The 12865-nt window shown below is 40.2% G+C and carries 9 protein-coding genes; 5 read left to right on the top strand and 4 right to left on the bottom strand.

Annotation, left to right across the window (positions count from 1 at the left end):
* Window positions 1–11 precede the first annotated feature (11 nt).
* The gene (locus ACEN25_RS11115) at window positions 12–1940 is read left to right on the top strand and encodes a family 43 glycosylhydrolase (protein ID WP_441802981.1); all 1929 of its coding nucleotides are present in this window, start codon (window positions 12–14) and stop codon (window positions 1938–1940) included.
* Here ACEN25_RS11115 and ACEN25_RS11120 read toward each other — a convergent pair whose 3' ends face one another.
* Together ACEN25_RS11120 and ACEN25_RS11125 are read right to left on the bottom strand one after the other, a co-directional pair.
* Window positions 1941–2642 carry a Crp/Fnr family transcriptional regulator gene (locus tag ACEN25_RS11120; RefSeq protein ID WP_441802982.1) on the bottom strand — a complete coding sequence of 234 codons (702 nt, stop codon included), beginning with the start codon at window positions 2640–2642 and terminating at the stop codon, window positions 1941–1943.
* A 66-nt stretch (window positions 2643–2708) separates the two neighbouring features.
* Window positions 2709–2993 carry a hypothetical protein gene (locus ACEN25_RS11125; RefSeq protein ID WP_290475627.1) on the bottom strand — a complete coding sequence of 95 codons (285 nt, stop codon included), beginning with the start codon at window positions 2991–2993 and terminating at the stop codon, window positions 2709–2711.
* Between the two features lie 800 nt (window positions 2994–3793).
* On the opposite strand from ACEN25_RS11125, the gene ACEN25_RS11130 reads away from it, so the two are divergent.
* The 4 genes from ACEN25_RS11130 (at window position 3794) to ACEN25_RS11145 (ending at window position 7894) form a co-directional block, all read left to right on the top strand.
* Window positions 3794–4579 (top strand): DUF6503 family protein, encoded by a 786-nt coding sequence (locus tag ACEN25_RS11130; protein WP_441802983.1) that lies wholly within the window; start codon window positions 3794–3796, stop codon window positions 4577–4579.
* The gene (locus ACEN25_RS11135; protein WP_441802984.1) at window positions 4576–5172 is read left to right on the top strand and encodes a redoxin family protein; all 597 of its coding nucleotides are present in this window, start codon (window positions 4576–4578) and stop codon (window positions 5170–5172) included. The genes ACEN25_RS11130 and ACEN25_RS11135 overlap by 4 nt, the downstream gene beginning before the upstream one ends.
* A 257-nt stretch (window positions 5173–5429) precedes the next feature.
* A complete protein-coding gene (locus ACEN25_RS11140) occupies window positions 5430–6392 on the top strand; it encodes a bifunctional methionine sulfoxide reductase B/A protein (protein ID WP_441802994.1) in 963 nt (320 codons plus the stop codon).
* 281 nt (window positions 6393–6673) lie between these two features.
* Entirely contained in the window at window positions 6674–7894 is a 1221-nt protein-coding gene (locus ACEN25_RS11145) for an MFS transporter (protein ID WP_441802985.1), read from the top strand.
* Between the two features lie 215 nt (window positions 7895–8109).
* Here ACEN25_RS11145 and ACEN25_RS11150 read toward each other — a convergent pair whose 3' ends face one another.
* Both ACEN25_RS11150 and ACEN25_RS11155 read right to left on the bottom strand, forming a co-directional pair.
* Window positions 8110–10788, bottom strand: a complete 2679-nt coding sequence (locus tag ACEN25_RS11150; protein ID WP_441802986.1) for a COR domain-containing protein — start codon at window positions 10786–10788, stop codon at window positions 8110–8112.
* Window positions 10789–11120: 332 nt separating this feature from the next.
* Window positions 11121–12455, bottom strand: coding sequence for a Gfo/Idh/MocA family protein (locus ACEN25_RS11155; protein WP_441802987.1), 1335 nt, complete (start codon window positions 12453–12455; stop codon window positions 11121–11123).
* Between the last annotated feature and the right edge of the window lie 410 nt (window positions 12456–12865).

Consider the following 12865-nt stretch of genomic DNA (forward strand, 5'->3'; position numbering starts at 1 on the left):
CTGAATTGGATATGAAAGCCTTTAGAAAAACCACATTATTTCTTGTTTTATGCCTTTCCTTAAATCTTATGTTTGGCCAAAACCCAAAAATAGACGGCTACCTTTTCGCCTATTTTGAGGGTAAGGGTGACGGAGACCAACAAGAGCAAATACGCTTTGCTGTAAGTGATGACGCCATACACTGGAAAGCCTTAAATGAGAATAAACCCATCGTTTCTTCCGCTGAAATTTCTACAACCGGCGGGGTTCGCGATCCACATATTTTACGAGGTGGTAAGAATGATGGTTTCTATATGGTAGCAACTGATATGTACACCCGTAAAAATGGCTGGGATTATAATCCGGGAATCGTTTTAATGCACTCTGATGATTTGATCAATTGGAAATCTTTCGCAATTAATCTCGAAGAAACCTACCCAGAGAAGTTTAAAAATAACAAATGGGTTTGGGCTCCACAGACCTTTTACGATACCAAAAAGAAAAAATACCTCGTCTATTTTACCGTACGCTCCTACGACAATCTGAAGCTTGACTTTTATGCAGCCTATGCCAACAAAGACTTTACAGCTTTTGAGTCTGTGCCAAAACTGCTTTACAGTGCAAAAGACGGGGCTATAGATGGTGACATTATCTATAAAGACGGGCTTTACCATTTGTTTTATAAGGGAAATACTAAAGATGAAAACGGCAAAGAGATCCAAAACGGAATCAAGCAGGCTACGAGCAAAAAGCTTTTAGGACCCTATGAAGAACGCTTCGATTATCTGGATGCCTATGCCGATCAAAATACCACAGTAGAAGGAAGTTCAGTTTTTAAACTCAACGACAGCGATGAATACATTTTGATGTATGACCTGTATTCCAGCGGGCGTTATGAGTTTCAGCGCAGTACCGATTTATATAATTTCACTAAAGAAACTGAATCCTTTACCAAAGACTTTTTTCCGCGCCACGGCAGTATCATCAGCATCACCAAAGAAGAAGCCAAACGCCTGAATGCAACATGGGGTGGCGTTCCTCAATCACTATTAACCGAAGCAGACGGAACCTTCCCGTTCCAATCAACCGGAAATCCTATTATTACGCACAAATATACCGCAGACCCGGCGGCATTGGTAGAAAATGACACCTTATGGCTGTTTACCGGTCATGATTATGAAGGCGGACAAAAGGGTTATAAAATGAAAGACTGGCTGGTGTTTTCAACCACCGATATGCAAAACTGGACCGAGCACCCCATTCCTTTAAAAATCGCCGATTTCACCTGGGCGACCAGCGGCGATGCTTATGCCGGTCACGTAGCCAAAAGAAACGGCAAATACTACTGGTACATCAGCACAAATTGGAACGGGATCGGCGTTGCGGTGGCCGATCAGCCGCAGGGTCCTTACAAAGATGCTTTGGGAAAACCGCTTTTGACCAACGAAAATTGTTTTGCCTCCAGCCACGCGTGGACCTGTATTGATCCCGCGATTTTTATAGACAAAGACGACCAACCATGGATTTTTTGGGGTAACGGGGTTTGCTACTATGCAAAGCTGAAAGATAACATGATTGAGATTGACGGCGAAATCAAAAAAATAGATTTTAAAGGCCTTGACTTTACCGAAGCACCCTGGGTTCACGAAAAAGACGGCACCTACTATTTAACCTACGCCACCGGTTTTCCCGAGAAAATCGCTTACGCCACGGCAGATGCGGTGGATGGGCCTTATACCTACGGTGGAATTCTAAACGAAATAGCCGGAAACAGCAATACCAATCATCAAAGCATTGTTGAGTTTAAAGACGACTGGTATTTTATTTACCACAACGGCGGTGTTCAGACAGATGGTGGGAGCTACAGCAGATCGGTATGTATAGACAAGCTGCACTATAACGAAGACGGCAGTTTAAAGCGGGTGCAAATGACTACAGAAGGGATTGTTGAGGAAGATTAATTAAACCCCTTCCCACAACTGATTCAACACATCCCTGTCGCTGATCTTTATACGCTTTCCTTCGGTTTCTATAAGTCCGCTTTTTTTGAACTTAGCAAGGGAGCGTATGCACAATTCGGTGGCGGTGCCTACCACATCTGCAATGTCATTTCGTGACAGTATCAGACTGAGATAGCCGTCTGCATCGGTGCCAAAATGCTTCTCGAGATACAGTAAAATTCCGGCCAGACGCTGGTTTACGGTTTTCTGAGCCATATTTACAATAACGTCATCTGCCAGTTTGAGTTCGCGGGCCATATTTTTGAGCAAGGCCTGTGTAAATTTGGGGTTTTTAGACAGGCTTTCGGTAAAATTCTCTTTCGGTATAAAACAAACCTGCATATCGTTGAGTGCAACCGCACTAAGGTTTGCGGCTTCTTCGGCAATGAGTGAACGCTGCCCCATTACCTCGCCTTTAGAAGCAATTTTTACAATTTGATCCTTCCCGTTTTCGCTAAGCTTAGAAAGTTTAGAAACACCATCCCGAACACAAAAAACCCCATTCAGCTTTTCGCCTTCCTTAAAAATAGGATCTCCCTTTTTTACCGTACGTGTCACCTTGGAGTCTGAAATAGCCTTCAACTCCTCTTTCTTCAGAGTTTTAAGCGCATTCAATTCTCTGATGATACAGTTCTCGCAACGGGACTCTTCGTGTGGGTTCATACGTCAAAATTAATGAAGACCCACATCAAAAAAAATGAAAATCCGTGTTTAAGACAGGTCTCAAAATTAAATGATGAGTCCGCCAACGATAATCAGTACATTCAACACGGTACTAAAAACCAAAAGTTTAAAAATAAGTTCGGGCTTTTGCACGGTCAATATCGAGGCGTTGTGCATACTGCAGGACACCACGCTGAGCATCACAAAAAACATTTGGAGCAGATTGTGCCCGTGCATTAAGGTCGTCATCACGGCTACAGAGCCCAGGCAGGTGCTTAAAATAATCCCGATAGCTGAGTAGCCGATGATGTTATGCGTAAAGTCGTTCTGAAGTTTTGAAAAAGTGGTCATACCTGAAAAATTTAATGGTTATCAAATTACAGGGTAAAAATACCGGGAAGCTACAGGGTATTTTATGACTTTTGTCAGCTTACAAAATTTTTTGAAAATGTTGTGTGTGGACTCTCGTATATCTCCCAGAGTCGATTTGATTAATTAGAGTTTCTTTAGTTTGTTACTTTCTTTTCTTTGCCTGTCCAAAGAAAAGAAACAAAAGAAAAGACACCCTCGCTTAGGAATTTTTCGCCTTAAGGGCGAAAACCACCTTGTCAGCTCCGCGTCGCTATCGCTCCTGAATCTCGGAGCTTCCTGCGGCTATTCTGAACCGAGGGATTGAGATTCGTTTAACCCTTCGGGTTTAAATAATTTGGTAGTCTATTGATTTAAAAGTTAAAAATAAGCTCCCTTCTCCGGTGGGAGAAGGGTTTGGGATGAGAACAACGTGGACTTCTTGCTATATTGAAGAAAAAGTGGACTAAAGAATACTATTCCTAGCTCCAATTTTTAAAACGGCCTACTTTTTACATCTGTAGTAAAACAAGCAAACGCCGCAGCGGTGGGCAGTGGAGGATGGCCTAGCGCAGCGGTTTGCCATCCGCACGATAAGGCGTTTGCGTAGTTTTTAAGGATGTAAAAATAAGCCTAGATTTTTTTGGTTCCTTTTTTCATCGATGGAAAAAAGGAACAAAGCCTATTTTAAAGTACTTCGTTTATATTTAAAACTGAATTTCTAATCGTTTACTAAGCTTCGGTTAATATCAATTTGTAATGACCAGCCCCTAAAACAGACCAAACACAAACAAACCAAGACCATGAAATACTTCCTCCTCCTTACGCTATGCCTGTTTATGGCCTGTAAACCCAACTCTGAAAACAATTCTGAAAAACCACAAGCAGAAAAGTCCGGCGTAACCGCTACATCCTACCCGGAAACATTTCAAAAAATCCTCGATGCTCACGGGGGTCTCGATACCTGGGATACCTATAAAACGCTTGCGTTTACCATTCCCGGCGAACCGGTCTCGGAGACCCAAACCATAGATCTTCATTCGCGGAAAGACCACATACAGCGCGGCACGGCTTCACTAGGTTTTGATGGTGAACAGGTTTGGCTGCACGATCCTGAAAACAGCTATAAAGGCAACCCCGAATTCTACCATAACCTGATGTTCTACTTTTACGCAATGCCCTTTGTACTGGCAGATCCCGGTATTATCTATGAGAAAACCGAAGCCCTTGTGGTAAGCGACACCAGCTATCCCGGTCTTAAAATAAGCTTTGAAGAAAACATAGGCTCTTCGGCAAATGATGAGTATTACCTGTATTACGATACAGAAACCTACCAAATGCGCTGGTTAGGTTATACAGCGACTTTTGGCGCAGCAGAAAAAGGAACAGGAATTAATTACATCAACTATAGCGACTGGATGCCGGTACAGGATTTAATTTTGCCAAAATCTATTTCCTGGTATGCGGTAGAAGAAGGCAAACCAACTGTTCCCCGCAACACGGTTAACTTTACAGAACCAAGTTTAAGCCCCGAGGCCAGAGCGGAAACTTTTTATTCTAAAAACGGCCAAATCGAGAGCGACCTATGACCCAGCAAAAGAAGTTCAACTTTAAATACCTGTTGCTTTTAATAGCGGTAGCTGTTATCTATTTTACGGGACTGCATAAACCTATTATCGCGACAGTACAACGAGGCATTCTTAAAACAGGACTCCTCAATCCCGATCTGGAGCAGACTAAGAACAATACTGATGCTACAGATTCTGAAGCTTTGGTAAAAGCAGATTTAGACATTTCTTTTTACAACGAACAAAACGAATTGGTTTCCCTTAAAAGCCTTAGCGATAAACCCATTTTTCTAAATTTCTGGGCGACCTGGTGTCCGCCCTGTATTGCAGAAATGCCCGGAATTTCAAATTTATATCAGGATCAAAAGAACGAAGTAAATTTTGTGCTGGTTTCTTTTGATACAGACTTTCAGAAGGCACGAGATTTTAAAGCAAAAAAAGGATACAGCTTTCCTATTTACCGCATTGCAAACGATTTGCCCGACATGTACAATACCGGCAGTCTGCCTACCACGATATGTATAGATGCTCAGAGCAATCTCGTACTTACCCATATGGGTATGGCAGATTATGACACCCAGGATTTTAGAAACTATCTTGACGGCTTAAAATAACATCATTTTTTTCCGAAGAAAAACCTCAAAAAAACTTCTAAATTTTGGCAGAGCTTTAAGAAAGTTAAAACCCTGTATTACGTCCAAAGCAAAAAACCGGAAGCGCCTAAAAAACGTTTATATTAATAAAGATTATGAAAAATAGAATCCTATTTTCAGCATTACTGGCAGCGACTATCGCTCTAAGTCTATTATTTACCTCGTGTGCAGATGGCAAACAGGGTAAAACGAGCATTTCTGACACTTCAGATATGGCGATGCATACTACATTTCCTGATGCTAAACCCGATGCTGAATGGAAATCACAACTTACTGAAGAGCAGTACGACATTATGGTTAAAAAAGGAACAGAAGCTCCTTTTAAAAATGCATTCTATGACAATCACGCAGAAGGTATTTATGTAAGCGCTGCAACCGGGCAACCGCTTTTTAGCTCAGATACAAAATTTGATTCGGGTTCAGGATGGCCTGCGTTCTATGCTCCTATAGATGAAGACGCTGTAATCTGGGTAAAAGATAACAGTCTTGGGATGAGCCGTGATGAGGTAATTGAAAAAGAAACCGGTTTACATTTAGGTCACGTTTTTAACGATGGGCCAGAGCCTACCGGTTTGCGTTATTGCATCAACTCTGCTGCATTAAAATTTATACCGAAAGACGAAATAAACACCACAACTTCTCAAACCGAAGCTACTGCTTATTTTGCTAGCGGGTGTTTCTGGTGTGTAGAGGCAGTTTATGAAAGTGTAAAAGGCGTTAAAGAATCCATTTCAGGATACGCCGGTGGTCACACTAAAAACCCAACATACGAAGACAGCAATACCGGTAAAACAGGTCATGCTGAAGCTGTGAAAATTATATATGATCCTAGTGTGGTAAGCTTTAGCACACTTGTAGATGTGTATTTTGGTTCGCAAGATCCTACGCAGGTAAACGGTCAGGGACCAGATAAAGGTTCGCAATACCGCTCAATCATTTTCTATCAAAACGATGCCGAAAAGAAAATTATAGACGAGAAAAAAGCGGCTTTGGCAAAAGAACTTAACGCAACTATTGCTGCGGAAGTAAAACCTTTTGAAAAATTCTGGGAAGCAGAAGGCTACCACCAGAACTACGAAAGACAACATCCCGAGAATCCCTATATTCAAAATGTATCGATCCCAAGGTTAAAGCGTTTTCAAGCAAAATTTCCCGAGCTTTTAAAAGCCGAAACGCATTAAATCGTCAACCTGAACTTGATTCAGGTTCTCATACAGCTTGAAACCCTTAGGATGCGATTCTGAAACAAGTTCAGAATGACGGAATATCATCTATTAAAATTTGAAATACCAAAGGCTCCCCTCCTCCCTGAAGAGGGGAGTTTTAATTTTAATTCGTTTAGGAATTCTAATTCAAACGGGGTGGTGCTAACCGCTGCCCCAGTAACTAAAACACCCCTTCTGCGCCTTTGGCGCATGCATCTCCTCCTTTAAAAGGAGTGGAACTTTAAAAGAAATGCCCAATGCACCTACGTGACGCCTCCCAATCCCGAAAAAAAATTGCAACCATCATCACTTTTTTGTCGATTCCCCTATCTGGGTTTATGACCGATATTTATTTGCCGTCCTTTCCGGCTATGGCGCGCAACCTCAACGTTTCGGAACAAAGCATACAATTTACACTCACCTGCTTTTTCCTGAGTTACGGCTTTGCCCAGTTGTTTGTGGGTCCTGTTGCAGACAGCATCGGGCGGCGTAAACCGGTGATGATCTCGCTCGTTATTTTGCTGTTGAGCAGCCTTGCGGTTACCTTTACCCAAGAAGTTGCGGTCATTAGCTTGTTGCGTATTGTGCAGGGGATTGCCACAGCCTTTATTGTGGTTGCAAAACGTGCCTATTTTGTAGACCTCTACGACGACAAAGAGCGAAAGCACTACCTGAGTTTCTTTACGATTGTCTGGTCGTGCGGACCTATTATCGCCCCGTTTCTGGGTGGTTTTCTAGAAGAGCAATTTGGCTGGCAGTCTAACTTTTACTTTCTCGCGATCTACGCGGCGATTCTCCTTGGAGCCGAAGGGATCTGGGGCGGCGAAACCATACGCAATTACAAGAAGTTCAATCTGAAGAAAACCTCGCTGTTGTATATGGCGATGCTTAAAAACCCGGGCTTTATTTTGGGAATACTCGTATTAGGATTTGCCTACTCGGTGGTGATGGTGTTTAACATCGCCGGGCCGTTTGTGGTAGAACATCACTTTAATTACAGCCCGGTAATTATTGGGTACTGCACACTGGTTCTGGGACTCTCCTGGATGATAGGCGGTATCCTGAGTAAAAAATTTACTCCTGTAGCTTTTGCTAAAAAAATACGGTTAGTCTCCTTGATACAATTAGGAATCATTGCGGTATTTATCACGCTCGCCGGCTTTGTAGATAACCTCGTGCTGCTCGTAGCCTTTGCCTTTCTCATTCACATCTGCTCGGGCTTTTTGTTTACCAATTACTTTACCCAAAATATGATTTTCTTCCCGGGGAATGCCGGTATCGCTGGCGGACTTATGGGTGGTTTACTCTACATCATCACCTCTATAGGCAGTTTTGCCATCTCGGCCTCGGGCGAAATCAACACGACTTTAGATATGTCGTTGCGCTATTTAATGATCGCATTACCGCTGGCAGTGGTGCTTTATTTTTCGCTACGGTATTTTAAAAAACGAGAACTGCGGAAGCGGGTTATCCGGTAAGGGTTAATGGTTAGAGGTGAAAAGTTTAAGGTTACTCGTCATGCTGTCCCGATCATTATCGGAATCGTTTTCGCATCGCATCATACTGAGACGTAATGGCTTGTGAAACCCTGAACTAAAATTTCTTTTTTTGAGGCGAGGTGATGAAGTTATAGGTATTAAAACGAGCGAAACACCTGAACTTGAGAACCGCCAAATTTATAAATATGATGTTACTAATTGACGACAATTTCAAATAGGTCTTTCAGACCGTCTAAATGAAATTGATTTACTAAGTCTTTTAATCCTGTTAAAATTGACTTCAAAGATTCTGCACCATCATCGATATTCTTTAATTTCTCACCTGAATTGCTCAATGTTTTTATAACAGATTTTAATTTTCTTCCCCAGCCATTCTCTACAACGCCTCCGCTATTTCTTGCTGATTTGGCATCGTCCGCAAATTCAATAACCCTTTGTAATGCCCGACTCAAATCCTTATTAGAATCGCCTAACTCTTCTAATAAGTATCCAGCCTCTCCTTTGATTTCACTACTAATATTGTTTACAATATTAATATCTATGTCAACATTTATTGATGTATTTATTGATGTACTTACCTGAGGACTATTATTATTAAGGATATTTACCACTAAAGATTTTATATCCGTTTGATTTCCGTCTTCAAAATCAAAGGGGTCTTCCTTTTCCTTTTGAAACTTTTCTATTGTCTGCTCTCTACTTTCAAATAAACCAATCAAATATCCAACATTAAAGTCTTGCCTCAATTTAGAATGGAAATAAACTGTCCTATTTGCCTTTATATGACTAATCAAATCCTCATATGTAACGGTATTGATAGATTTCTCATCTAAAGAGACTAATTCATTATATTCCACTTGGGCATAACTTGAAATAATATCTTGAAGTTCTCTACGAATATGTTCCCATAGACCTAATTTCTCATTCCCCTTAATTCGCACATAAATTCTCTTTAACTCCTTATCTGCATGTACCATTGCCAAAGAATCACTTTTACTATCTTGTATAACAATTCCAGAATACCAGTAGTTGTTTTCAAACGCATAAGGCAATTTTTTAGCAGTAAAGCGATGAATTAGAGCCAAAGGCATATAATCCTTAAATTGAAGGATATAAGTACGTACATTCTCGCCGCGAAAATCCCTATATTCAACTTTAGGCACTTTACCAAAAGCAGATGGTATAAGTAGGCTTTTATCGTCTGGCGTATAGCAAAGATCAAATTTTTTCATCATACTCAAAATATACCCATAGTGTGATGACTCATAGATATAATCTTCCTCATTTGAAGGCTCCAATAATTCATCAAAATCATTGACATTAATTACTCCATAAAGTCTAGCTGTCTTTTTTGATGTTATGATTTTATAAACACCTTGTGTAATCCATTTTGGGCTTAAGACATGAAGAAAATTTAGATAAGTATCTCCAAACCAAGTAACTGCTCCAATTGTAGTAAAATATTTTAAAAGTAATTTCTGCGTTTTTTCATCCTTAACATTATGCTTTTTGCAAATTTTACTAAAAGTTTTATAGTCTAAATAATGCTGATCGCCAGATGTACATTCTTCTATAGCCTTTTTGATTTTAAACCAATTGTTTGGAAATTGTTCTTCAACGGTTCTTAATTTAATAACGTGTCTTTCTAAATCTTCTTTAAAGTCATTTATTCCAAAACTAGTTTTACAACTTGTGTTGTAAAAACCTACTATATTGGCGTATTTTTCTTTAAGAAATTTTCTATCAGCTATTTCTGTGACGTTATCGTCTTGTTTGTTAAAGACAACCAGGACCGGTGCTTTACCTCCTAAACTTTCAATCTGCTGCAACCAATATTCAGGTTCTTCTTCTTTCCTATTGTCCAAAACAAGAACATATAAACATCCCTCTGTAAAAAAGAATTTATGAACTGCATGTTGAATTTCCTGACCCCCAAAATCCCAAATATGAAATGTTAATTCTCTTTGATCAATATGAGAAAGTCTCCAATTTTCAATAAAAATACCATTCGTTTGTGATTTACCTTGTTCAAAAGTGTCATGTAACACTCTTTCTATCAAACTACTCTTACCTGCACTACCATCTCCAACTACAATTATTCTACCTTCTGAAAGAGGACCATGACCATATGTTTCAGTTGCCTTGTAGTAACTTTTGACAGAATCATCTCCTAATTCAATTACTGAACTTGGAGGATATTCTAAAGGATTGAGAACAATATTAAAACCCGTTAGATTATCTTGATTGGTGACAAGCCAATTATTTTTTTTTGCAAGTTCTTTTGAAATAAATTTTATTTTATTGTTAGATAAATCTATGTTGTTTAATTTTTGATTTTCAGTTAGAATCTCAACTTCGTCGATAAAATTATCACGAGCGTAAAGTACTGTCAAATCTTTCATATCAGTAATGAAATCTAAATTCTCCAATCCACAATTTTGAATGTATAGTTCTTTCAAATTTCTAAGTGAATTTAAAGGCTTAAAATCATTAATTGGATTATCCCATATTGCAAGTTTCTGAAGTAAGGGTGATGTTTTTAAAAAAGTTATATCCTTAAGCCTGTTGCCTCCTAAAAACATTTGCAGCATATTGGGCTTTGGAAATAGAAATGAAACATCTTCTAATTCACAATATGTTAAAGACAAATAGCTTAGTTCTTCAAACTCTCTAATTGGTAGTAATTGCTCAATTTGTTTAACTGAATGTGTAATAGATAAGGAAACTACCTGGTTGTTATCATCCACAGAATAAAAATCAGAAAGATTCACTCTCCCTCGACCATTTTCAAAATCGTCAAACTTCATTATTTCAATTCCACAAAGTTTCTCTAACTTCAAAATCCCAGATGGTTTGGCAATTTTCTTCTTCATAAAAAAAGTTTTACGCTTAAATAAATATTTCCATTTTATTTGATTTTCTAAATCTACCCATTCCTTTTAACTAAAAACTACAGATTTCCATAAACCCTAGATTTAAAATTAAAAAAGGGGATAAATCCGCTAAAGAACCCACTTAAACCAGTATTTATAAAAATCCCTTACTCTGAGAGACAATACAGCCACCCTCATACCTAATAAAGGCATCTCTACTGCGCTCGATGTGACAAGAGCTCTTCTGTAAACGCTGCACAGGTAATGAGTTGACAACAAAAAACGTAAAAAACCGTATCACTTCTTATGATACGGTTTAGAATAAGCTAATGTTAAACCGTGGGTAACTTCCAGCCGTTGTGGTACTGTGCTTTTACCAGTGCATCTGCCTCTGCGTTGTTAAACGAGCCGCTTGCGGCGTCCCAATAAATCTTATTTCCGGTTTTGTAAGCGATATTACCCATATGTGCGGTTATGGCTGCGATACTTCCGGTTTCTACACCACAGGCCAGTTTTGACGCGTCGTTGTCGCGTATGGCGGTAACAAAGTTTTTGGCGTGATTGTCTAGCGCATTGCCTTCGGGTTTCATCAGTTCTACCCGATCAGTTTTTGTAATCCATTCATTGTCTTTGCGTTTTCCTTCAGGAATTACTTCCCAGCCGCCACGGTTAACCACAAGCGTACCGTTATTTCCTATAAAGGCAATGCCCTCGTTGCGCCCGTAATTTCCGCCGTCAATACCCGTAGCGTGTTCCCACAACAGGTTGAACCCATCAAACTCATAAATCGTCTGTAGAGTATCTGGAGTTTCGGAAGCATCATCGGGATAGGCCAACTTTCCGCCCGAAGCCATAATAGATTTTGGAGCTTTTGCGCCCATCGCAAACAAAGCAATATCGAGTTCATGCACACCCCAGTCGGTCATCAAGCCACCTGCATAATCCCAAAACCATCTGAAATTAAAGTGGAAACGGTTTTCATTAAACGGAAGTTCTGGCGCAGGACCCAGCCACATTTTATAATCTACCCCTTCTGGTGGAGTGCTATTGGGTTTTACCGGTACCGGATTCATCCAACCCTGATATGCCCAACATTTCACTAAACGGATCTGTCCCAGCTTCCCCGATTGTACATATTTAATAGCCTCATCATATTGCTGGCCGCTGCGTTGCCACTGCCCCACCTGCACCATACGGTCTGAAGCATTTGCCGCTTTAAGCATCACGTTACATTCTTCAATACTATTTGCCAGGGGTTTTTCTACATACACGTGTTTACCTGCCTGCACCGCATCTACCATGTTCAAACAGTGCCAATGGTCTGGCGTACCTATGATGACCGCATCAATATCTTTATTTTCAAGCATTTTGCGGTAATCGGTATACAGTTTAGGTGCCTTACCGGTCATTTTCTTGATTTCACCTGCACGACGATCTAACACCCGCTGATCAACATCTGCCAATGCCACACAATTAACGTTGGGGATTTTTAAATGCGCCTGCATATTAGACCAACCCATACCGTTACACCCTATAACGCCAAAGTTCATTCGGTCGTTTGCGCCAAAAAACGATAGTGGATTTGCTAAAAGAGAACTTGAAAGTCCCAGTCCTGCGGTGGCTAAAGTGGTTTGTTGTAAGAATCTACGCCTTGGAATACTGCTCATAATACTGCTATTAAAGTTTTAAATATTGAATATAGTCATTTTTACTACAACGATTTTTATTAAAATGTCTGTTTTCTATAAAATGACAGACATTTTATATTCTACTGGTATAACGGCCTACAAGAAAGTATCGTAAAATTTGAAGCGAGCGAAACGTCGCAGGCGGTTCTGTTTGAGGCCGGTGCGCCCACCGAGTTAAGCGCATTCTGTTGCTTTTATTCATTAATATAATGTCTTCTTTTTTGTATCGCCAAACAAAGAAACAAAAAACGCTATTCTATTGGTTACTTATAGAACGGCCTACAAGAAAGTATCGTAAAATTTGAAGCGAGTGAAACGTCGCAGGCGGTTCTGTTTGAGGCCGGTGCGCCGGCCGAGTTAAGCGCATGCAGTGCAGCGAACGAAAAATT

This window comes from Leeuwenhoekiella sp. W20_SRS_FM14 (genome assembly GCF_052119605.1).
Lineage (GTDB): Bacteria > Bacteroidota > Bacteroidia > Flavobacteriales > Flavobacteriaceae > Leeuwenhoekiella.

Coding starts and splice junctions, on each gene's coding strand:
- ACEN25_RS11115 (WP_441802981.1), top strand. CDS start 12: ATGAAAGCCTTTAGAAAAACCACATTATTTCTTGTTTTATGCCTTTCC.
- ACEN25_RS11125 (WP_290475627.1), bottom strand. CDS start 2,993: ATGACCACTTTTTCAAAACTTCAGAACGACTTTACGCATAACATCATC.
- ACEN25_RS11150 (WP_441802986.1), bottom strand. CDS start 10,788: ATGAAGAAGAAAATTGCCAAACCATCTGGGATTTTGAAGTTAGAGAAA.
- ACEN25_RS11135 (WP_441802984.1), top strand. CDS start 4,576: ATGACCCAGCAAAAGAAGTTCAACTTTAAATACCTGTTGCTTTTAATA.
- ACEN25_RS11140 (WP_441802994.1), top strand. CDS start 5,430: ATGCATACTACATTTCCTGATGCTAAACCCGATGCTGAATGGAAATCA.
- ACEN25_RS11130 (WP_441802983.1), top strand. CDS start 3,794: ATGAAATACTTCCTCCTCCTTACGCTATGCCTGTTTATGGCCTGTAAA.
- ACEN25_RS11120 (WP_441802982.1), bottom strand. CDS start 2,642: ATGAACCCACACGAAGAGTCCCGTTGCGAGAACTGTATCATCAGAGAA.
- ACEN25_RS11145 (WP_441802985.1), top strand. CDS start 6,674: ATGCACCTACGTGACGCCTCCCAATCCCGAAAAAAAATTGCAACCATC.
- ACEN25_RS11155 (WP_441802987.1), bottom strand. CDS start 12,455: ATGAGCAGTATTCCAAGGCGTAGATTCTTACAACAAACCACTTTAGCC.